We start from the raw sequence: 22,905 nt of genomic DNA on the forward strand, positions 1-22,905 counted from the left end.
AAAAAAATATTTTGTCAAATTTTTATTAAAACTAACTGAATTATTTTTTTAGAAAGTTATTTTCCCTTTCGAGAATTTTTAAATTTAATTTCTTATTTGTTATTAAACCAGAAAAAATAAAAGTCAAATTAATTGATTTTTGAAAAAATTTAAAAAAAATATACTTAGAATTTACATAGGTAAAATTTTATTAAAGAATTTTAAAAGTTTAAAAATTAGTGATAATAGGTTGTTTAAAAAAAAATGACTCTCAGTTTGAGAGTCATTTAATATTTTTTATTAATTAATCTTTTGGGTTTGATTTTGGTTTTGGCGTTTTCGCTTTTAATTTTTCATAATAAAATTTACTAATTGGAAAATAATTATGGGAATTAATAGTTTTATTAAAATCTTTTTCTAAAAAACGGAAAATCCCTAATAATTGAAATAATTTTACATAAAAACACCAAAAACAAGCATATCTTTCACAAAAAAAATATATTGACATTAACATACCTATAATAATTAAAAACCACATTGATATATAATAAATGTGATTATAAATTGGATTTTGATTGATTGCGGGCTTAAATTTCGGAATTAAAAACACTATAAATGTAGTTAAAGCAATCCAAAATGTTAATTGAAAGAATTTTCTTAAAAAATAATTTTTTTCCCCAGGTAATTCTTTACCATATATATCTGATTTATAACAATAATACATATCACCTTCAATAGGAACATCTGGTAACGATTCACCAAAATCAATATTATTTAAGGTTTTGGCTTTATGAGGATCTTTATAAATAAATACTGTTCCGCGTATTATTTTAAAAGAAATATAACTTAATATTCCAATTCCTATAAAGCATGAAATAAAACTAAAAATCCCATATATTATTTTGTTTTTCATAAAATCAACATGACTGCTTTTTAATTCTAGTAAAGTAATAAACAACATAGAACTTAAAATTAAAAAGACGATGATATCTTTAATTATTTGTTTGTATTGAATAATAATAACCTCCCTTCTTTATATATTTTTTATAATTCAAAAATATTTTTTTAAAATAAAAAACGGAAACCTTTAGTAAAAGTGTCATAAGCACCGTAACAAATATCTTGAACTGTATTAACGGTTGCGTCACCAACACCTTTAATGACTGAAACGGTGCCTCTACCAATATTATCTGCGAAATCTAAAGGATCTTTTACTTTTTTATAATTATCTTGATTAAAAAGGTTTTTACCTACCTCATTAAAAACGTTAACGGGATAACTTTTTGCTTTATTTATAGTTTCCCAACCTTCCCAAATTCCTCTTAATAAATCACGAGCTACTGGAACATCGTCCATTACAGCGGTCACATTCATTGCAAAATCTTCAAAATTGCTAATATATGAACTGGCAATTTCTAAAGCGGCAGGATTATTTTTTTCGAAAATATCAACTACTAAATCTGCTAATTTTTCACTTACAACCCCAGCAGCACCAGTAATTAAAAAATTACCGAAAGATAACTTATTAATAGTTTTTTTAGATACTTTTTCAGCAATTTTTGTCATAATTTTTTTAATAGTTATTTTTTTGTTTTTAATATTTTTAACACTTGGCACTTTATCTGACGCTTTATCTGTTATAGCGGAAGCAAATTCTACTGCAAGATTACCTTTAGCATGTCTTGCTTTTGAAATATCATGATGTTGTAATACATTCACATCTTCTCTTATTTTCCAAAAACAATACATATGGGGTGAACCATTACCTAACCATCTTAAATCCACAAAATCATAATTGCGATCTCTCTTGTATCTGGTACCACCATCAAAATAAACGGCTAGAATGTCTTCTTCATCCTTAATAGACCAATGAATAGATCCTTCTGGATTAGCATTATATGATGAAATATTGCTGACAGAACCATTAAAATTAGGATTAATATGGGTTTTAATCTAATTTAGAACTGTATTTTCATCAGCATCAGATTCTAACATGATGTGAATAATTTCTGTTTGTCTAATAGTTCTTTCTAAAAATTCATTCTCACGCAAGCCAAAAATTTGATTATTAAAAAAAAATAATAAACAAATAGTGATTAATAAAATAATTTTTTGAAAAAAAGCAAATTTATTTTTTAACATCATATAATGAATATAAAACCTCAAATTATTTTTGATATTTTACAAAACTATGTAAATAATTAAAATAAAATTTAATAAATAATATAATTTAGATAGTAAATTCCTTCTTAACTCGTTTAATAGTTTATTATATGATATAACTCCAATTTAAAGGTTATCCATTTTTTTGGTTCATTTTTTGGTTCCTTGTTGTCATTTGTGAGAGAAAAATAGAACCGTTAGAAGTACCAAAAAAAAATTATTTATTAAATTTAACTATATGATAAACAAAAAAAATATTTTGTCAAATTTTTTAAAAATAATTAATTGATTTGACTTTTATTTTTTTCTGGTTTAATAACAAATAAGAAATTAAATTTAATAAATGATTTTTTTTTATTTTTGTGTTTTTTAGTAGTTCCATTTTTCTGGTCAACTGCAATAATTGTTTTTTTTATTTTTTTTTCATAAAGTAATTGAATTAATAACAATTATAATCTTTATTTTACTTAAAGTTTTTTTAACTTTTTTTATTAAATTTATTCAAATAATTTATTTTTTTGATTTTATTATCTTTTAGAAAAAAAACCTAAAAACGTTATTATTAAATAAATTATCTAATTGAAATTAAAAATTATAAAAATTTTGATTTAATCTTTGTTATTATTCATAACAATTAATAATTAAATAATGGTTTAAATTTATAATAAGAATAATAACATCAAAATACTACTGTTAATTCCAATAAATCTTTAAATTAAAAATTAGATAATTACAAATAAAATCTAGCGTCAAATAAAAATTCACTAAATTTATAATTTAATAAAGATATTTTTTGAAAATCATTAGTTTTTAATTCATCATTATTAAAATTTTTACCAAAATAATAATAAAATTTTTATAATAATTTCATTAATTGAAAAATTATTGGAAAAATTTTTCAATTAATGAAATTTTCAAAAATTTTTTTAAATTTATAAATAATATTTTTTTTCATTTTATTAATTTATTTTAATATTTTCTATATATAGAATTTTTCTTATAGAATATAACCTAATCCTAATTTTTGCTTAACTTGTAATAATTGTTGATGAGCTTGTTTTTGAACTTTAATAGTGCCTTTTTCTAAAATTTTTTTTATTTGTTTATCATTGATTTTATCTATTTTTTTTTGAATTTTTTCAAGTTCTTTAATAACAGATGCACTGACTTTTTGTTTTAATTTTTGATAAGAATATTTTTTAAAATAATCTTCTATTTTTTTAATTTCCATATTTTTTAAAATACCATAAATATTTAAAAGGTTTGAAATTCCTGGTTTTTCATTTATATCATAAAAAATACAATTATCTGAATCGGTAGTAGAACGCATAATTTTTTTATGAATAGTTGAAGCATCATCTAAAATATAAATACATCCCGAATCATGATTGCTTTTGCTCATTTTTTTTGTAGGATCTAAAAGTGATTTAATTTTATTACCTAAATAATTTAATTTAATTTCAGTTGGAATTTTAAAAACATTACCATATAAATTATTAAAACGTTCAGCTATTTTTTTAGTTAATTCTAAATGTTGTTTTTGATCTGCTCCTACTAAAACATAATCAGCATTATATAATAAAATATCTGCTGCCATTAAAGCTGGATAAGTAAGTAAAGCTGTTCTAATTGGATTTTTTTTACTAGCTTGAACCAATTTAGTTTGTTTATAATTAATCATACGACTCATTTCACCAACATAAGAATTAGTTTCCATTAAATAACCTAAATAAGGATGTTCTTTGATATCTGATTGAACAAACAAATTAACATTTTTTAAATTTAATCCTGAGGCTAAATAAATTTTAATAATTTTTATAATTTGTTCTTTTAAAATTTGTGGTTTTTGAAAAATAGTAATAGCATGTAAATCAGCTATAAAAAGATATATTTCTAAATTAGAATTTTTTTTTAATATTTCAGTCAAGGGTTTTATAATACCTAAATAATTACCTAAAGTAATATCACCACTGGGTTTAATGCCTGTTACTAATATTTTTTTAGAATTATCTTTATTTATTTTTAACATAAAATTAAACCTTTCTATAGTGAGGTGAAATAAATCTTTTAAAAAATAAATCAAAAAAATCAAAATATATTTATTAAAAAATTTATATTTACATTAATTTATAATAATTTTTTAAAAAATAAAGTTTAAAAATATAAACATATTATTATATAAAATAATAAAAATTAATCTTATCAAATAATTAAACAATTTTATTTAAAAAAATTTTAGTTTGTTGAAAAATATTATAAAATTCTTGACATATAGCTAGCATATTATCAATAAAATTTTTATTTTTTTCAATTTCTTGTATTTTTAAATTTTTATCATTTTGATAAACTAAAAAATAAGCTTTTTTAGCTTGGGAACAATATATTTGTGCTTGAATTTGAGTATAATATATCATTGGTATTTTTTCTTTTTCAAAAAAACACTTCCAAGTGTTAGTTTTAAAAGAAATAGGACATTTAATTTCTAATAAACTTTTAGTTTTATCATTCCAACCATCTAAAGAAGCAGACATAAAATCTTTAACACAAACTATTGGCAGAAATTGTTTTTTTTTATATTGATTAAAAAAAAATCTAGCTTGCGGTTCTAGTCTTTTTCCATGCCTCATTGCTCCATTCATTTCTTTTTTTTTGCCAAAAATTTTTCTTTCTAAAATTTCTCGACGACTTTCAAAAGGATTTAAATTCATAATTGTTGCTACTTCTGAAGCATTAATATAATTATTCCTATGTTTATGCCATAAAGAAGTATTTTGTTCTAAATCTATCTTATTCATTTTGTAATAATTTAAAATTCTCCATTATAATTTTTTATGATGTTAAATTACTTAAAAAAATAAAAATTATTTTATATGTTATAAAAAATATAATATTAAGAAAATGATATAAATAATAAATACTTTAATGTTATTTTAACATAAAAAAATAATAATTATAATTTAATAAAAATAATATTAAAATTTATGTTTTTATAGTCATTATATTATATAATATATATTATTATAATCTATATTAAAATAAAAATAATTAATAATCAAAATAAACTAATTATAAGAAAAAACATATAAGACAATAAATATTTAAAAAATTAATAATTGATTAATGTATTTTAAATTTTTAATTTTATTGAATTATATTAATAATATATATTAAAAAAAAAATTTACAAAAACAAATTAAGGAATTAAAAAAATGAATAAAAGAAAATTAGGCATCGTTGTAGACTCTGCTTGTAATCAAAGTGAAATCAAAAAAATATTTCCCGATGTATCAATAGTACCAATTCAAATCATTATAGAAAACAAGATATATGAAAAAGATGATATAAAAAATAAAGATTTATTAGAATTTATGAAACAAAAAAAAAAAATAAAAACTAGTCAACCGAGTCCTAATTTATTTTTGGAAGCTTTTCAAAAACAATTAAATTTAGGTTATGAAAAAATATTTTGTTTTACTTTATCTAAAAAACTTAGTGGCACTAATAACAGCGCTAATGTTGCTAAAAATATTTTAAATAATCCAAATGTTACTATCTTTGATACAAATAATATAGGTCCTGGCACTGATTATATTTTAAGAAATTTAAAAAATCATATAGATAATAATGATGAATCAGAATACGAAGACATTATAAATAAAATTTTTAAATCAGCTGAAAAAAATATATGTTATGTTTATGTAGATAGTTTAAATTATTTACTAAATCAAGGACGTATTAGTAAAGTTAAAACTTTTATAGGTAATTTTTTTAAAATTAAACCTATAATAGAATTAAAAAATGGTGTTTTATCAATTAAAAAAAAAGTTCGTAGTTTAAAAAAATGTTTTGAATATTTGATAGAAAATATTAAAGATTATCATAACCAACATCAATTTATAGAAATTTATTTTCAATATTTAAATAAAAATGAACATATAATTGAATTTGAAAAAAAATTAAAAACTTTAAAAAATGATAAATTAAAAATTTATAATTCCGAATATTGTTCTTCCATTAGTATTAATTTAGGACATGATTCTTTCGCAATATCTATGTTTATAGACCAATTTCCTATAAAAAAATAATAAATATTGAAAAAAATATTTAATTTTAAAACATAAGAAACTTATTAAATGACGTATAAAACATCAAAACAATATATTATAAGAAAAAACATATAAGACAATAAATATTTAAAAAATTAATAATTGATTAATGTATTTTAAATTTTTAATTTTATTGAATTATATTAATAATATATATTAAAAAAAAAATTTACAAAAACAAATTAAGGAATTAAAAAAATGAATAAAAGAAAATTAGGCATCGTTGTAGACTCTGCTTGTAATCAAAGTGAAATCAAAAAAATATTTCCCGATGTATCAATAGTACCAATTCAAATCATTATAGAAAACAAGATATATGAAAAAGATGATATAAAAAATAAAGATTTATTAGAATTTATGAAACAAAAAAAAAAAATAAAAACTAGTCAACCGAGTCCTAATTTATTTTTGGAAGCTTTTCAAAAACAATTAAATTTAGGTTATGAAAAAATATTTTGTTTTACTTTATCTAAAAAACTTAGTGGCACTAATAACAGCGCTAATGTTGCTAAAAATATTTTAAATAATCCAAATGTTACTATCTTTGATACAAATAATATAGGTCCTGGCACTGATTATATTTTAAGAAATTTAAAAAATCATATAGATAATAATGATGAATCAGAATACGAAGACATTATAAATAAAATTTTTAAATCAGCTGAAAAAAATATATGTTATGTTTATGTAGATAGTTTAAATTATTTACTAAATCAAGGACGTATTAGTAAAGTTAAAACTTTTATAGGTAATTTTTTTAAAATTAAACCTATAATAGAATTAAAAAATGGTGTTTTATCAATTAAAAAAAAAGTTCGTAGTTTAAAAAAATGTTTTGAATATTTGATAGAAAATATTAAAGATTATCATAACCAACATCAATTTATAGAAATTTATTTTCAATATTTAAATAAAAATGAACATATAATTGAATTTGAAAAAAAATTAAAAACTTTAAAAAATGATAAATTAAAAATTTATAATTCCGAATATTGTTCTTCCATTAGTATTAATTTAGGACATGATTCTTTCGCAATATCTATGTTTATAGACCAATTTCCTATAAAAAAATAATAAATATTGAAAAAAATATTTAATTTTAAAATATAAAAAATAAGAGGCTTATTAAATGACGTATAAAACATCAGAACAATATATTATAAGAAGAAAAAAAATTGATCATTTAAAAAAATTAAAAATAAATCCTTTTGGAAATAAATTTATCCGTACTCATTGTATAAAAAATATTATAGAAGAATTTCAAAATTATGATAAATTAGATTTAGTAAAAAAAAATGAACAAGTTACTATAGCTGGACGAATAATTTTAAAAAGAGAACAAGGTAAAGCCGGGTTTTTACATTTACAAGATTATCATTATAAAATTCAAATTTATATAAAATTAGATTTAATAGGTGATAAAGCTTTTGAATTATATAAAAATTCGGATTTAGGTGATATTATTGGCATTAGCGGTATATTATTTAAAACTAAAACTAATGAATTAACTATTAAGGCTAATGACTTTATACATTTAACAAAAGCTCTATTACCGTTACCTGATAAATACAAAGGATTAAAAAATAAAGAAATTATTAGAAAACGTCGTTATATTGATTTAATAATGAATTCAAAAACACGTGAAATTTTTTTTCTTCGTAGTCAAATTATTAAAAATATAAGAAATTTTTTTGATAATAAAAATTTTTTAGAAGTAGAAACACCTACATTACAATCCATTTTAGGAGGAGCAACAGCAAAACCTTTTGTAACATATCATAATGATTTAGAAAGTAATTTTTATTTAAGAATAGCAACAGAATTATCACTAAAAAAATTAATTGTGGGTGGTTTAGAAGCAGTTTATGAAATTGGAAAAGTTTTTAGAAATGAAGGAATTGATGCAAGTCATAATCCTGAATTTACAAGCTTAGAAATTTATTTAGCTTTCGCCGATATGAGAGATATGATGAATTTAACTAAACAATGTTTAAAAGATGTTTGTAAAAAAACTTTAAAAACTTTGGAATTTAAATATCAAAATCATATTATTAATTTTAATAAATTTGAAGAAATACATATTTTAGATGCTATTAAACAAAAAACTGGAATTAACTTTTGGAATGATATGAACTTAGAAACTGCTAAAAATTTAAGTTTGCAACATCAAATAAATATTTTACCTCATTTTAGTATAGGACATATCATCGAAGCTTTTTTTGAAAAATATGTTGAAAAAGAATTAATTCAACCTACATTTATTTATGGCCATCCAATAGAAATTAGTCCTTTAGCAAAAACTAATCAAAAAGATAAAAGATTAACAGATCGTTTTGAATTATTTATAGTAGGAAAAGAATTTGCAAATGCATTTAGCGAATTAAATGATCCTATAGAACAAGAAAAACGTTTTTTAAATCAATTAGAACAAAAAAAATTAGGAAATCAAGAAGCAAACGAAATGGATCTAGATTTTATTGAAGCCCTAGAATATGGTATGCCACCTACTGGAGGTATGGGTTTGGGGATTGATAGATTAGTAATGCTTTTAACTAACGTAGATAATATAAATGATGTAATTTTATTTCCACACTTTAAAAATCAAAAAAAAGAAGATGTATAATTTATATTTAAATTATATTACAAGAGGGAGGTATTTATTCATAAATGAGGGGGTATTTTTATTGTCAAAGTTATTATAATTTATTAAAAAGTCTTAATTCATTAGAAGATATTGTTAAAACAGCAATAAAAAATAATTATGATTTTGTATCACTAAGCGATGATGAAAATTTATACGGTATGATAGAATTTTTAGAATTATGTTATAAATATAAAATTAAACCTGTTATAGGTATTAAAATAAAATTAAATTTAAACAAAAAAAATGAATTTTCAAAAAATAATAAAAAAATAGAAATTTTAGTTTACGCTAAAAATGATATAGGAATTAATAATTTAATTAAATTATCTAACATAATTAAAGCAGAAAACAAAGAGGTATATTTGCAAGATTTACAAGAATTACAGGAAGGAATTTTTGTAATTATTTCCATTCTAGATAAATTTTTTTTTGAAAAAGTTAATAATTATTTTTTATCTCCAACAGATGCAAATAAAGAAATAATTGAAACAATATTGCTAAATTTTAAAGAAAAAATAAAAAATTTTTATATCGGTATTTCTTTACAAGCTAATATTAATGTTGACATGATTGAATATGGAATAAATGATTTATCAATTATATCGCCCGATTTAGAACAAATCGAAGATAATATAACATACTTTGCAGATAAATTAAAAATAAAAATTTTACCTACTCATAAAACAAAATATTTAGAACAAAAAGATAATATTGTATATGAACAATTAATTAAATTGAATACTGATAATAAAAATGAAAAAAATAATCAAAAATTAAACTTTAGTTTTTTGACAAAAGAAGAATTTATTTTAAAATATGATAAATTCCCAAAATTAATGTTAAATTTACAAGAATTAGTTAGCAAAATTAATTATTCTAATAATATATTCGATGATAAATTTCATTTACCAAAAATTAATAAAGATGTTTTATTAGATTCTTCAAAAATTTTAAAAAAAAAAACTTGGGAAAATTTTAAAAAAAAAATAAATACAAAAGAAAATAAAATTTATTCTGAATATGTAAAAAGATTAAAACATGAATTAAAAATTATTTCTCAAATGAAATATGAAGATTATTTTTTAATTGTGGCTGATATTATATCTTATGCTAAAAAAAATAATATTTTAGTTGGACCCGGACGAGGTTCTTCAGTTGGTTCTTTAGTATGTTTTTGTTTAGATATTACTGAAATCGATCCTTTAAAATATGACTTAATTTTTGAAAGATTTTTAAATCCTCAACGAACAAAAATGCCAGATATTGATTTAGATTTTCCTGATAATCAAAGAGAAAATGTTATAAATTATGTAAAAAACAAATACAAAAATAATAATGTTGCAAATTTAATTACTTTTTTACATTTTCCTATGAATTTTTTAATAGATAAAATAGCAAATAATTTATATGGTTATACAAATACAGATAACCTAAAAAAAAAAATTTCAAAAAAAACATTAGATAAAACAGATTATAAAGGTAAAGAAATTGAACGCATAGCAAATATAATAATAAAAATACCAAGAACTACAGGTACTCATATTTCTGGCATTATTTTAAGTCAAGAAAATTTATTAAAAACTCTTCCACTTCAATTAAACAATAACAATAAACAAACAAATTATCAAACACAATTTGAAGATAAAAATTTACAAAAAATTGGTCTATTCAAAATAGACTTTTTAGGAATAAAAGCTTTAACTTTAATGAACAAAATTTTAAAAAAAATTAAAAATTTAGAAATAAAAAACATTCCATTAGATGATATAAAAACATATAATTTATTAAAAGAACAAAAAACTATAAGTATTTTTCAATTAGAATCAACAACAGCTAAAAATGTTTTAAAAAAAATTCAACCATGCAAATTCTCAGATTTAATAGATGTTTTAGGGTTTAATAGACCTGGAACAATAAATTTTATTAATGAATATATAAGAAATAAAAACACAAATATTAAAAAAGTTTTTTTACATCCTTTAATTCATGAAATTTTAAAACCTACTCATGGAGTTATTATTTATCAAGAACAAATAATGCAAATAATTATTAAATTTGCAAACTATAACTTGATAGAAGCAGATAACTTTAGAAATGCCATAAGTAAAAAAGATCAATATTTCTTAATTAATGAAAAAAATACTTTTATAAAAAAAAGTATGGAAAATGGAAATTCAATCGAAGATACGAATAAAATTTATGATCATATTTACAATTTTGCTAATTATGGTTTCAATAAAAGTCATAGCGTTGCCTATGCTTTAATAACTTATCGTATGTCTTATTTAAAAACTAATTACCAAAAAGAATTTAATTTAGTATTATTAAACCAATTTGCAAAAAATAATGACTGGGAAGCAACCAATAATTTCATAAAAGAAATAAAAACAGAAATGAAATTTATAAAACCTAATATTTTCAACAGTTCAAATCAATATAATGTTTTATCTGAAAAAAAACTAATTATTCCTTTAATCTCAATTAAAGGGGTTGATAATAATTTTTATCAAAACTTAATAAAAGAAAAAGAACAAAAAAAATTTGAAAATTATGAAAATTTTAAACAAAGATTAAAAATAAGTTTAAATTTAAATAAAAACGAAAATTTATTAGATAATTTAATTTTTTCTGGAGCTTTAGATATTTTTGGTTTAAATCGTAGAACTTTATATGAATATAAAAACATAAATAGTGAACGACCTAAAGAATATGAAGAATTTTCAAAAATAAAGTTAATTAATGAAGAAAAAAAAGCATTTAAATTTGATTTATCTTTAATTAAATAATAAATAATATTTTAAAAAAAGGAATAATTTATCATTATGAATAATAATTCTCAATCTCAATTTAGTCCCATTAAACAATTTTCGAAAAACAATATACCTTTATATAAAAAAAGTATTTTTCGCATTTTATGTTCAACACTTATTTTAACTATAATATTAATAGGAATTGTTGTTTCTATCAAACTACCTAACGCAAAAAAATATTCTATTAAAGATTTAAATCCTTTTGAAAATGATATAAATCAAAATTTAGAAAAAACAGAACCATCGGAAGAAACTAGAATAAGGATAGAATCTATTTTAATATTTATGTTTTTAGGAGCTTTAATTTTAGGTTTGAAAAAAGGAACTATAGGTATTACTTTAGGATATTTTACTGGCGCAACAATAGGAATGTTAATTGGTCTTTTTTTCCCAGTGTTGATTTATTTTTTAGAATTTTTAATTCGTCAAATTTTATTTTTATAATCAAATAAAATTTAAAAATATTAAAAATAATTAATTTTAATATTATATTTTTATATAAAAATTATTAATAATAAAATTAAAAATTAATTTAAATATTTTTTTTTAAAAATGAACTAATAAATAAGTCTAAATCACCATCAATAACGGATTCAATTTGATATGATTCAACATTAGTTCTATGATCTTTTACCAACTGATAAGGATGAAAAATATAACTTCTAATTTGATTACCCCAACTAATTTCTTTTTGTACTCCTTGAATTAATTTTAAATTAATTTCTTGTTTTTTAATCTCTCTTTGAAACAATTTAGTTTTTAAAATTTGTAACGCCCGTTCTTTATTACGGGTTTGACTGCGTTCATTTTGACAATTAATTACAATATTAGTAGGCAAATGTGTTAACCTAACTGCTGAATCAGTAGTATTTACGTGCTGTCCACCAGCTCCGCTGCTTCTAAAAACATCAATTTTTAATTCTTCTTCTTTAATTTTAATTTCAATATTTTCATTAATTTCAGGTAAAACATCACAAGAGGTAAAAGAAGTATGCCTTTTAGAATTTGAGTCAAAAGGTGAAATTCTAACCAAACGATGAACTCCTTTTTCAGACTTTAAATAACCATAAGCATATACACCTTTAATTAATAAAGAAACACTTTTTAAACCAGCAACATCGCCTACTTGATAATCTAAAACTACGATTTTAAAATTTTTCTTTTGAGCATATTTTTGATACATTCTCAAAAGCATTTCGCACCAATCTTGCGATTCAATACCACCCGCGCCAGGATGTAAAATTAAAATAGCATTTTTTTTATCATAAGTTTGATTTAATAAAATATTAATTTCAAAATCTTGAATATTTTTTTTTAAACTTAATAATGTTTGTTCTAAAAATAAAAAATCATCGGTATTTTCTTTAGTTATTTTTAATAAAGATAATAAATCTCGGTATTCTTCATGAAATTTTTGCATTTTATAAATTTTTTCATTTAAAGATTTAAATTCTTGATTAATTTTTTTAGCTTTTTCGAAATTCTCCCAAAAATTAGATAAATTAATCAAATGATTTAAATCTTTTAAACGTTTTTTTTGTTTATTTAAATTCATTCCAATTTCTAAATCATCTAAAATTTTCTTTAAATTATCTAAAATCAAATTAATTTCATATTTTTCCATTAATATTTATTCCATATCTAATTAATTATTTATAATTTTAATAAATTTAAAATAAAAAAAATAATTACAATTAAAAACTTTATAAATTTCAAAACATTAAATAGGAATTTTTAATAATATTTTAGTAATATCAAAAGAAATTTGTTGTATCATTTGATTAAATAACAATCTACCTTCTTTTTGATAAGAAATCAAAGAGTTTTGTTGTCCATAATTCAAAAAACTTGCCCCTTTTCGTAAATACTCCATATTATTAATATGTAAACTCCAATGATAATCGATGATTTTTAAAATTTTTAATCTTGTTCTTTCTATAAAATTTTGTTGATGTTCAGAAATTAATTCTTTAGGTGGTAATAATAAAATATTTTTAGCTTTATTTTGAACATAATCAATAATTATTTTTTCAATATTAACATTTTTATTATTTTCTATTAAATGTTTGATTTCTGATAAATATAAAACATTTCTATTAAAAAAATGTAATTCTAAATAATGAATTAAATCTTCTAAATAATTTTGTTTTTTAATATTTATATTAGAATTTTTAAAATAATAACTAATTTGATAATTTAAAGTTTTTTCTACTAAATTAAAAACTAATTTTTTTATTTCATCACAAAATAAAACTTCTTTTCTTTGTTTATAAATAATTTCTCTTTGAATTCTTAAAATATCATCGTATTTTAAAATATATTTACGATAATCAAAATTACTGGATTCAATCTTTTTTTGAATATTAATCAAAAATCTAGTTATTAATTTAGAAGAAGTCATTTTATTTTCTGAAATATTAATTTTTTTCAACAATTCTATAATATATTGTAATTTAGAACCACCAAAACGTTGTAATAAATCATCTTCGCCAGAAATAAAAAAACGAGAATAACCAGGATCACCTTGACGACCTGCTCTACCTCTTAACTGATGATCAATCCTTCTTGATTCGTGTTTTTCAGTACCTATAACAGCCAAACCGCCTAATTCAATTACACCTTTACCCAAAATAATATCAGTTCCACGACCTGCCATATTAGTAGCAATAGTAACAGAACCTTTAATGCCGGCTTTAGAAATTATTTCTGCTTCTCTTATGTGATTCTTAGCATTCAAAACTTCATGTGTAATATTGTGTTTATGTAATTTTTTAGAAATTTGTTCTGATATTTCAACAGTAATAGTACCTATTAAAACAGGTTGTCCTTTTTTATGTCTATTTTTAACATCTTCAATTAAATATTTCCATTTTTCATTTAAATTTGTAAAAATAAAATCTGGATCATCTATTCTAATCATAGGTTTATTAGTTGGAATTTCTATTACTTCCATATTATAAATATTACGAAATTCATCTTCTTCGGTTTTAGCTGTTCCTGTCATTCCAGATATTTTTTTATAAAGACGAAAAAAATTTTGATAAGTAATAGTGGCTGAAATAGTAGTCTCAGGTTTAATAGTAACTCTTTCTTTAGCCTCTAAAGCTTGATGTAAACCATTACTAAATTGACGACCTTTTAAAATTCTACCCGTAAATTCATCAATAATCAATATTTGATCTTTAACAACTAAATAATCTTTATTGTTGTGCATTAGAAAAAAAGCTTTTAAAGCATTTTTTATACGATGTAATAAAGGAGCATGATTAACATTATATAAATTATTTATTTGAAAAAAATTTTCTGCTTTATTTATACCTTTTTCAGTTAATTCAATAGTTTTAGTTTCTAAATCAATTATATAATGATTGTTTTTTAAAGTTCTTACAAAACGATCGGCTTCACGATAAATAAATTCAGTTTGCCTATTTTGATTTGAAATTATTAAAGGAGTTCTAGCTTCATCTATTAAAATAGAATCAACTTCATCAACAATAGCATAACCATAATCTCTTTGCATAACTAAATTTTTACAATCAATTTGCATATTATCTCTTAAATAATCAAAAGATAATTCACTGTTTGTAGAATAAAGAATATCACAATCATAAGCTTGTTTTTTTTCTATATTATTTTTATTTTTAGTATTTAAACCAACAGATAATCCTAAAAAATTAAAAACTTTACTTATAATGCCTTCAGCTTCACGACTAGCTAAATACTCATTAACAGTAACAATATGTACACTTTGACCACTTAAAGAATTCAAATAAGATGGCATAATAGCAGTTAAAGTTTTCCCTTCTCCAGTTTTCATTTCTGCTACATTACCTTGATGCAATATAATAGCTCCCAAAAGTTGTACATAATAAGGTTTCATTCCAGTAATTCTATAACTAGCTTCCCTAGCTAAAGCGTAAGCCTCAACTAAAAGTTCATCTAAATTTTTTTTTTGACAAAAAATATTTTTTAATCTTAGAGTTTCTTTTTTGAAATCTTCATCTTTTAATTTTGTCATTTTTTCATCTAATTTATTAATTTGATCAGCTAAAATTTTAGCTTTTTTTAAATATTTTCTAGAAGAATTAAATATTTTTTTTAAAATATTAAACATAAGTTTTATTCCTTTTTTTTGGTTTTTTTAAAAAATTAAATTAAAAAAATATCAAATAAATTAATATTTGATATTTGAAAAAATTAATATAATTATCTATTTAAAATAACTTCAATAGGTTTTTTTCGAGCAAAATTATAAATAGGATAAAAAATACTAATAAATACAATTAAAAAAGTAATTACGACAATATTTAAAAATGCAATGCCTAAATGTAAACAAAAAATAATGTTTTCTCTAAATGAAATCAAGTCATCCTTCATTTCACCGATGATTGATATTGATTGTGCTGATATTGATGATGTTACCCATTGATTGAAAACACCAATATAAGTATCACTAATGATGTTTATAATATTTTTAATAAAAAAATTTTTAAAAGGAATGAAATAAAAAAACAAAATCCCAACAATAGATATTAAACTAGCAATAACAAAACCTTCACTAAAAAAAATCTTAAACACATCTCTACTTCTAGCGCCTAAAGCTCTTAAAATTCCAATTTCTTTTTTTTTAAATTGAATACTTTGTTTTACAAATCGACCAACAGTAAAAAAAACAGTTATAAAAACAATTAAAAAAATAAACAACATATTTCGAAAAATATTAGTTATAAATAATTTAAAAAATTCTATAATTTCTTTAATGTCATTTTTAATGTGAATTATTGAAACGTCTTCTAATGAAACTAATTTTTTTGCATGAGTTTGTAGATTTTTTAATGATTTCACACCAAAAAACGCAGCAGTCGTAAAAATTTGGCAATATAACATCAACGCAGATATTAATAAAAAAAATATTAAAGCAATTTTTTTTTCTTTAAAATAACTCATGCCCATTTTAAAAGCTATTTTAAGGGGTAAATAACTACCAATTTTAATCATTTCTCGATGTTCGTGGGTATTATCATTCGCCACTTGATTAGTCGCTATAAAAGAAGCTTTAAAGTCATTTTGGTTTTGGTTTTGCATTTGAAGCAAAATTTCTGGGGTAATTTTTTGTCCAATTTTGAAACTTTTCGGATTAAAACCCTGTTGAGGAGATGGAGAAACATTATTTTTTGATAAGTCTGATAACACTTTTCCATCTTGTAATTCAATAACCCTTTGACCATAACGATAAGCACTTTCCGCATCATGACTAACAATAATCACTAACTTATCCGCAGATAATTTTTTAAAAATTTCTAAAACCTGTTTGCCTGTTTTAGAATCTAGATTGCCGGTGGGTTCATCGGCTAAAATAATGGAAGGATTTTTAATAATAGAACGCGCAATAGCGATTCTTTGTTTTTGACCGCCAGAAAGTTGATTAACTTTTCTCAATTCAAAACCATCTAAATCAAAATCTTTTAATAATTTCTTAATCATAACTGGATCAGCTTTTTTACCTTGTAAATGTAAAGGTAAAGCTAAATTTTGCATAACATTCAGATCTTCAATTAAATTAAAATCTTGAAAAACAAAACCGACACTACCATTACGATAATTATCAAAATCACTTTGTTTAAAATTAACAGTTGAATTGCCATTGATTAATATATCACCATGATCAAAAAAATCTAAACCACCTAATAAATTTAATAAAGTAGTTTTACCCGAACCAGATTTACCTAACATAAAAATTAATCCTTTATCAGGTAAATTTAAAGATATTTTTTTTAACACATTAACCGGCATTTGAGATTTATTAGCAAAATTTTTAGTTAAATTGACTATTTGAATCATAAAAAATATTTTCTCTTACTTTCTTTTGACATTTAATTGATTTAATTTTTGATTATTATTTATATTAATAATCAAAAATTAAATCAATCAAATATAATATACTTATAATAAATATGATAAAAAATATAAATTATTTTATTAAAAAAATTAAAAAAAATAATAAATATATTATATTAATTCTATCAAATTTATTGATTTTAAAAAAAATTAAAGTTATTTAACATTTTTTAAAATAAAATTTGTTATTTCGACTATTCCTTCTTTATTTTTATTAGAAATCAAAAAAAAATTATCACAAGAAATATTAAAATTATTAAAATTATTTTGAATTTTTATTAATTGTTGTTGAATTTTTGTTTTATTAATTTTATCTTTTTTAGTAAAAACTAAAACGATTTCAAAACCATTTTTTATTAAAAAACCACAAATATTAATATCATTTGCGTTTGGGCCTACTTTAAAGTCAATTAAATATAAAATTTTTCGATAATTTAAATTATTTTTTAATAAATCAAAAATAATTATTAAAAAATTTTTTTTAATTTGTTTACTTATTCTAGCATAACCATAACCTGGGGTATCTATTAAATAAAAAAAATTATTTAATAAATAATAATTTAAGGTTATAGTTTTTCCGGGATTTTTAGAAACTCTAGCTAATTTTTTTTGACCAGTTAAATTATTAATAAAAGAACTTTTGCCAACATTACTTTTACCAATTAAAATTATTTCTGGATGTTTAATTAAAGAAAAAGTGTCTTTAATTTGTGCAATACTTTTAATAAAAATTGCTTGTTTTATCATTTAATCAACCTTATTCTTAAAATAATAAAATCAATATACTAAAAAATAAAATAAATGTTTTTTAAAAATAATAAAAAAAATGTTAAAATATTATGGTTTTAATTATTACAATAATAAAATATGCAAAATATAAATAAAATTATTACTGGAAATAAATTATATAAAAGGAGAAACTAGTAATTGTTTTTTAAAAAACATAAAATAAAAAAATATTTTTTATCTTTATCAATAATTGCAATTATATTTATAATAATTTTTCAAATGATTTCTATAATTATCTTGAAAAAATATAATAAAATAACAATATTCGAAAAATTATTCACTAAAAAAGAAGTAAACGACACAAAAAATATTTATCACGATTCATACGCTCAAAAAAATAAAAATGATTTAAAAGAAATTATTAATATTGATTTTAAAAAAAATATTAAAAATAAAATTAATAATAATGTTTTTAATTTTTTAAAAATTCAAAAACAAATTTGTCAACAAAAAAAAATTGAAAACGATATTTTAAAAAAACATTGTAAAAATAATTTCATTCAAAAAGATATTTTTTATGATGAAAAAAATACCAATAAGATAATTTATATTTATAATTTTCATTTAGAAGGTCAAACAAATTCTAAAGCTGTAATTGAATTACTAAATAATTTAGGTAAATTTGGAATGGATATTAAATGGGAAAATTTTAAAAATAATTGTTTTTTTGAAGGTTATAACAAAAATATTTATGAAAATTGTAAATTTAAATTAAAACAAAATCCTGTTGGTTTACAAGCTTTTTATTTTTATGATGAACAAGAACGTGAAGGAATTAATAATGAATATAATTTTTATGAATTATTCTTACAACATAAAAAAGAAACAGAAACAATTTTTTTTCTTTTTTGGCATAATAAAATTAATTATAATAACTTTTTTTTACCTTTAATAAAAATTTATAAAAATTTAAATATATCAAATGATAAAATTTTAAATTTTAATATAAAAGAAATATCTTTATTAGATTGCTTACAACAAAAAGAACAAGAAAATTTTAACTTGCAATCAAAAATAAATTTTTTAATGAATATGATAATCCAAAGTACTAACGATATTAATCAAAAACAAAAAGAAATTAATGTTTTAATACAAAAAAATAAAAAAAATCAAGCAGAAATATTTTTATTAAAATATGATAATAAATTTTTATCTAACGACAACAATAATTTAAAAACAAAAAAAATAAAAACCCAATTACAAACATCAAATTTACAAAAAAATAAAGAATTTTTTATTATCCAAAATTTAATAAAAGAATATGATGATAAAACAGCAATTGTTGAATATCAAGAAGCTTTGGAAAAATATAATCAATATATATGTTATTGGAAAATAGAAGCTAATATAAAACCAAATATACAATATAATTTTACTGAATTTTTAAATATTTTAACACAAACAGAAAATGTTTATCACAATATCATACAAGATAATAAATCAATCATTATTACTATATTTAAAAATAAAGATATTTATGATCAAAAAATATCACAAGAAAAAATTAAAATTTTTAAAATAAAAAAAATAAACCAAAATTCAGAAATTAAAATTAATAATACTGTTTATAACCAAATGTCTGATATTAAATTTCAATCCAACGTTTTTTTATCTTTAGAAAAACCTTTATTAAAACCTCATAATCAAGAATTTAAGTTTATTAATAAATATTTTAAAAATAATGAATGCGAAAATGAATCTAATAATACATTAATTCCAAAAGAAACAAATTATAATAAATCATTATCCAATAATTATAATAATAAAAAAAATATGGCAATAATTGATATTTTTTTAATCAATAAAAAAGATTTAATAAAAAATCAAATAACTAAAAATAGATTAAGCAACTATAGCTTAACTGCTCCTTGTTATACGAATCAAGAAGGAGAAAATTCATTATATTTTTTTATTAAAGATCCACCAATTAATTTATTAGCTGTTGTTTTTGATAAAGGAAATAGAGATGGGAAAGATGATACTTATACTTTAGAAGACCTAAAAAATATGGGCTATGAAGCTGAAAAAATGTATATTTTTTGGAAACAAAATTAAAAATAATATATAAAAATAAAACGCATTAAATTAAATTTTATATTTTAAATTAAAAAATGATAATAATTTTATTTATAATTTTTATAAAAATGTGATAAAAATAAAGTCACAAAAAATAAATTAGCAACAACTCAAGGAGAAACTTTATTTTTTTTATAAAAAGTTTTCCAGTCTTTTAAAAATACAATATTAAACCATTATTTTGCTTTTTTATAATATCCTATTTAAAATATTCAAGTAGTATAATTAATTTCTGTTAAATAAAAAATTAATAATAATAAACATTTATTTTCTCGTACTAATTTAGGATATTTTTTTAATAATATTTTAAAAATGGTAAACATTTATTAAAAATTACTGAATAACAAGATAAAGCTTCTCCTCTAACGCCTAAAATTTTTAATTTTTTAAATATTTGTTCAATTTTGGAATAAAAATTTAATTTTTGAAAATCATTAATAAAAGGTTTAGTGATTTTTTTTAATTAAAAAACTCCAAAGTTTAAAAGATATTTTATAAAAAAACTATATAATGAAATATAATAAATAATTTAAAAAACGAAAATTAAACACCTTTATGAGTGTTAAAATTATTAGTAACTTTAAACATCATTTTTTATTTTTTTTAACCTAATTTCTTAAAGATAAAATCTAAATTAGGATTTTCATGATTAAAATATAAATTTCTTGAAATTAAAATTTAAAAGTTTTTATATACATATCTAAATGGCAACAGAATCTCTTTTTTAGAAACTAAGTCAAAAAAAGGATAATTTAAAGGATTCTATTTCAAAAATAAATTAAGTATTCTTTTATGAAATACTTATTTATGCAGAAAAAAATTTCTTACTCATTTATAAAATTATATACATAACAAAATAATTAATAATAAATAAAAAAATTAATATTTATAACCCATAAAAAATAGGATAAGTTATACTAGCAAAAGCAACTATCAAAGCACCACCTATACGAGTTGAAATCTGAGCAAATGAAATTAATTCCATTAAATTAGCAGCAGATAAAATATTAATATTGCCAGCACCACCAATACTATTAAGACAAAGTCCGGCTGTTATAGAAGATTCTACAGCATAAAAATTTAAAAAATGACCTATTACTCCAGCAGTTAAAGATACTGTTATTACAGAAACCAAACATGTTAAAAAGAAAGGAAAAGTTAATGCATCTAAAGCCGTTTGGATGTTTAATGTAAAACCTAAAATAACTAACAAAGCAGAGGTGAAAAGAGTAGTAACTAATTTAGAAGCTTGCTTAATACATTCCATAAAATGTTCATTAATTAAATTAAGTAATTTAATAATAATAACAACTAAAACTAAAAAAACAATAGATTCTGGTAAAAATTTATGATATTTTATATCTATAATAGATTTAAATATTGTTCGTAGCAAAACAGTTAGAGAATGAAAAGAAAAAATAACTATAAAACCAGTAGTAATGCTATTATAATCAATTTGTTTTGATAATATTTGTTTTTTTGGAATTTTTTCATTTTGTAAAGATGCCTCATTATTAATTTCTAAATTACCATTACCATTATATTTAGTATTAATAAAGATTTTTTTAATAATACCAGCTGCAAAAATACTAAAAATACCGCCTACCAATAAAGCTGGAACAATATGTCCAAAAACCTTATCAGCATCACAACCAATTACAGAACTATAAGATTCTCTCAAAGGCATAATCCCTGCAGTCATACCACCACTCGATAAAGGAACAAAAATATAATAAAGCGTATCAGTAAAATTACTATAACTACTTGTTGCTACACCATGAATTCCTATAATGGGTTGATAACCCATCAATCCTAAACAATAACCAAATAAACTAGTTATCAAAGCTCCCGAAATTAAAGAAATAATAACTAAAGGGAAAAATTTTTTAAAAGCACTTTTTAATAAATTATTATCCATGCTTAAAAAACTATAAACAATTAAAGACGTTACAAAAAAAGAAGAAAATCCAAATCCTTTGTCACTATTAAAATTTTTAAAATTCGTAATAATAATTTCTCTAAATTCATGAATACTTCCTTGATTTGTATTAATAAAAGAATTAACAATTTGTAAAGAAACAAGAATAGAAGGAATTAAAATACATAAAATAGAACCTCCTCCAATGTCTTTTAAAAAAGGTATCTTACTGCCTATAAATTGTAAAATTCCAGCAAAAGTCATTGCAACCAATAAAGATGTCATTAATGAATGCCATGAATCAATGTTTGAATTTTGATTATTTTTATTAAAACCAAAATAAATTTGAAAAACTAAAATTAACATAATAATGATTAAAACAGGTAAATTAAATCCTAAAATATTTGATTTATATTTGGAAAGTTTTTGTAAATTTTTTTTATCATTCATTGTGATAAAATAAAACTCCTTTTATTGAATTTATCAATAATTATTAAAATTATTATATATAATAATAATTAA

General features: G+C 20.1%; 17 protein-coding genes. 6 read left to right on the forward strand and 11 right to left on the reverse strand.

Annotated features, from left to right (window positions below; genetic code table 11):
* Nucleotides 1-283: 283 nt before the first annotated feature.
* From ATP_RS02745 to ATP_RS00465, 6 genes are all read right to left on the reverse strand, one after another.
* Nucleotides 284-940 (reverse strand): hypothetical protein, encoded by a 657-nt coding sequence (locus tag ATP_RS02745; RefSeq protein WP_012504244.1) that lies wholly within the window; start codon nucleotides 938-940, stop codon nucleotides 284-286.
* A 104-nt stretch (nucleotides 941-1,044) separates the two neighbouring features.
* Nucleotides 1,045-1,764, reverse strand: coding sequence for a hypothetical protein (locus tag ATP_RS02750; RefSeq protein ID WP_012504245.1), 720 nt, complete (start codon nucleotides 1,762-1,764; stop codon nucleotides 1,045-1,047).
* A 168-nt stretch (nucleotides 1,765-1,932) separates the two neighbouring features.
* Nucleotides 1,933-2,124: a hypothetical protein gene (locus ATP_RS00455; RefSeq protein WP_041186054.1), complete on the reverse strand. Its 192-nt coding sequence runs from the start codon at nucleotides 2,122-2,124 to the stop codon at nucleotides 1,933-1,935.
* 299 nt (nucleotides 2,125-2,423) lie between these two features.
* On the reverse strand, nucleotides 2,424-2,591 hold the full coding sequence (locus ATP_RS02875) for a hypothetical protein (protein ID WP_012504247.1): 168 nt from the start codon (nucleotides 2,589-2,591) through the stop codon (nucleotides 2,424-2,426).
* 548 nt (nucleotides 2,592-3,139) lie between these two features.
* On the reverse strand, nucleotides 3,140-4,171 hold the full coding sequence (gene trpS / locus ATP_RS00460; RefSeq protein ID WP_012504248.1) for a tryptophan--tRNA ligase: 1,032 nt from the start codon (nucleotides 4,169-4,171) through the stop codon (nucleotides 3,140-3,142).
* Between the two features lie 181 nt (nucleotides 4,172-4,352).
* On the reverse strand, nucleotides 4,353-4,937 hold the full coding sequence (locus tag ATP_RS00465; RefSeq protein ID WP_012504249.1) for a lambda-exonuclease family protein: 585 nt from the start codon (nucleotides 4,935-4,937) through the stop codon (nucleotides 4,353-4,355).
* A 414-nt stretch (nucleotides 4,938-5,351) separates the two neighbouring features.
* Here ATP_RS00465 and ATP_RS00470 point away from each other — a divergent pair, with 414 nt between their 5' ends.
* From ATP_RS00470 to ATP_RS00490, 5 genes are all read left to right on the forward strand, one after another.
* A complete protein-coding gene (locus tag ATP_RS00470) occupies nucleotides 5,352-6,227 on the forward strand; it encodes a DegV family protein (RefSeq protein ID WP_012504250.1) in 876 nt (291 codons plus the stop codon).
* 219 nt (nucleotides 6,228-6,446) lie between these two features.
* Complete coding sequence (locus tag ATP_RS00475) at nucleotides 6,447-7,322, forward strand: DegV family protein (protein WP_012504250.1); 876 nt, start codon at nucleotides 6,447-6,449, stop codon at nucleotides 7,320-7,322.
* A 55-nt stretch (nucleotides 7,323-7,377) separates the two neighbouring features.
* Nucleotides 7,378-8,871, forward strand: a complete 1,494-nt coding sequence (gene lysS / locus ATP_RS00480) for a lysine--tRNA ligase (RefSeq protein WP_012504251.1) — start codon at nucleotides 7,378-7,380, stop codon at nucleotides 8,869-8,871.
* 44 nt (nucleotides 8,872-8,915) lie between these two features.
* Nucleotides 8,916-11,678, forward strand: coding sequence for a DNA polymerase III subunit alpha (gene dnaE / locus ATP_RS00485; protein ID WP_012504252.1), 2,763 nt, complete (start codon nucleotides 8,916-8,918; stop codon nucleotides 11,676-11,678).
* A 36-nt stretch (nucleotides 11,679-11,714) separates the two neighbouring features.
* Nucleotides 11,715-12,146, forward strand: coding sequence for a hypothetical protein (locus tag ATP_RS00490; RefSeq protein WP_012504253.1), 432 nt, complete (start codon nucleotides 11,715-11,717; stop codon nucleotides 12,144-12,146).
* Nucleotides 12,147-12,234: 88 nt separating this feature from the next.
* Here the strand turns inward: ATP_RS00490 and prfB are convergent, their stop codons facing one another.
* The 4 genes from prfB to yihA all read right to left on the reverse strand — a co-directional run bounded on the left by prfB (nucleotide 12,235) and on the right by yihA (nucleotide 18,347).
* Nucleotides 12,235-13,326 carry a peptide chain release factor 2 gene (gene prfB, locus ATP_RS00495; RefSeq protein ID WP_012504254.1) on the reverse strand — a complete coding sequence of 364 codons (1,092 nt, stop codon included), beginning with the start codon at nucleotides 13,324-13,326 and terminating at the stop codon, nucleotides 12,235-12,237.
* A 96-nt stretch (nucleotides 13,327-13,422) separates the two neighbouring features.
* Nucleotides 13,423-15,816 carry a preprotein translocase subunit SecA gene (secA, locus tag ATP_RS00500; protein WP_012504255.1) on the reverse strand — a complete coding sequence of 798 codons (2,394 nt, stop codon included), beginning with the start codon at nucleotides 15,814-15,816 and terminating at the stop codon, nucleotides 13,423-13,425.
* A 92-nt stretch (nucleotides 15,817-15,908) separates the two neighbouring features.
* A complete protein-coding gene (locus tag ATP_RS00505; RefSeq protein ID WP_012504256.1) occupies nucleotides 15,909-17,543 on the reverse strand; it encodes an ABC transporter ATP-binding protein/permease in 1,635 nt (544 codons plus the stop codon).
* Between the two features lie 213 nt (nucleotides 17,544-17,756).
* On the reverse strand, nucleotides 17,757-18,347 hold the full coding sequence (yihA, locus tag ATP_RS00510; protein ID WP_012504257.1) for a ribosome biogenesis GTP-binding protein YihA/YsxC: 591 nt from the start codon (nucleotides 18,345-18,347) through the stop codon (nucleotides 17,757-17,759).
* Between the two features lie 180 nt (nucleotides 18,348-18,527).
* Between yihA and ATP_RS02755 the strand changes: the two genes are divergently transcribed.
* Nucleotides 18,528-20,444 (forward strand): hypothetical protein, encoded by a 1,917-nt coding sequence (locus ATP_RS02755; protein ID WP_012504258.1) that lies wholly within the window; start codon nucleotides 18,528-18,530, stop codon nucleotides 20,442-20,444.
* A gap of 907 nt (nucleotides 20,445-21,351) precedes the next feature.
* Here ATP_RS02755 and ATP_RS00520 read toward each other — a convergent pair.
* Nucleotides 21,352-22,833 (reverse strand): 2-hydroxycarboxylate transporter family protein, encoded by a 1,482-nt coding sequence (locus tag ATP_RS00520; RefSeq protein ID WP_012504259.1) that lies wholly within the window; start codon nucleotides 22,831-22,833, stop codon nucleotides 21,352-21,354.
* Nucleotides 22,834-22,905 lie beyond the last annotated feature (72 nt).

Origin of the sequence: Candidatus Phytoplasma mali (assembly GCF_000026205.1) — a bacterium.
GTDB classification, from domain to species: domain Bacteria; phylum Bacillota_I; class Bacilli_A; order Acholeplasmatales; family Acholeplasmataceae; genus Phytoplasma; species Phytoplasma mali.

What these genes read in the sequence shown, in the direction of transcription:
- ATP_RS02745 (WP_012504244.1), bottom strand. Translation starts at nt 940, where the DNA reads ATGTTGTTTATTACTTTACTAGAATTAAAAAGCAGTCATGTTGATTTT.
- ATP_RS00455 (WP_041186054.1), bottom strand. Translation starts at nt 2,124, where the DNA reads ATGATGTTAAAAAATAAATTTGCTTTTTTTCAAAAAATTATTTTATTA.
- trpS (WP_012504248.1), bottom strand. Translation starts at nt 4,171, where the DNA reads ATGTTAAAAATAAATAAAGATAATTCTAAAAAAATATTAGTAACAGGC.
- ATP_RS00465 (WP_012504249.1), bottom strand. Translation starts at nt 4,937, where the DNA reads ATGAATAAGATAGATTTAGAACAAAATACTTCTTTATGGCATAAACAT.
- ATP_RS00470 (WP_012504250.1), top strand. Translation starts at nt 5,352, where the DNA reads ATGAATAAAAGAAAATTAGGCATCGTTGTAGACTCTGCTTGTAATCAA.
- ATP_RS00475 (WP_012504250.1), top strand. Translation starts at nt 6,447, where the DNA reads ATGAATAAAAGAAAATTAGGCATCGTTGTAGACTCTGCTTGTAATCAA.
- lysS (WP_012504251.1), top strand. Translation starts at nt 7,378, where the DNA reads ATGACGTATAAAACATCAGAACAATATATTATAAGAAGAAAAAAAATT.
- dnaE (WP_012504252.1), top strand. Translation starts at nt 8,916, where the DNA reads ATGAGGGGGTATTTTTATTGTCAAAGTTATTATAATTTATTAAAAAGT.
- ATP_RS00490 (WP_012504253.1), top strand. Translation starts at nt 11,715, where the DNA reads ATGAATAATAATTCTCAATCTCAATTTAGTCCCATTAAACAATTTTCG.
- prfB (WP_012504254.1), bottom strand. Translation starts at nt 13,326, where the DNA reads ATGGAAAAATATGAAATTAATTTGATTTTAGATAATTTAAAGAAAATT.
- secA (WP_012504255.1), bottom strand. Translation starts at nt 15,816, where the DNA reads ATGTTTAATATTTTAAAAAAAATATTTAATTCTTCTAGAAAATATTTA.
- ATP_RS00505 (WP_012504256.1), bottom strand. Translation starts at nt 17,543, where the DNA reads ATGATTCAAATAGTCAATTTAACTAAAAATTTTGCTAATAAATCTCAA.
- yihA (WP_012504257.1), bottom strand. Translation starts at nt 18,347, where the DNA reads ATGATAAAACAAGCAATTTTTATTAAAAGTATTGCACAAATTAAAGAC.
- ATP_RS00520 (WP_012504259.1), bottom strand. Translation starts at nt 22,833, where the DNA reads ATGAATGATAAAAAAAATTTACAAAAACTTTCCAAATATAAATCAAAT.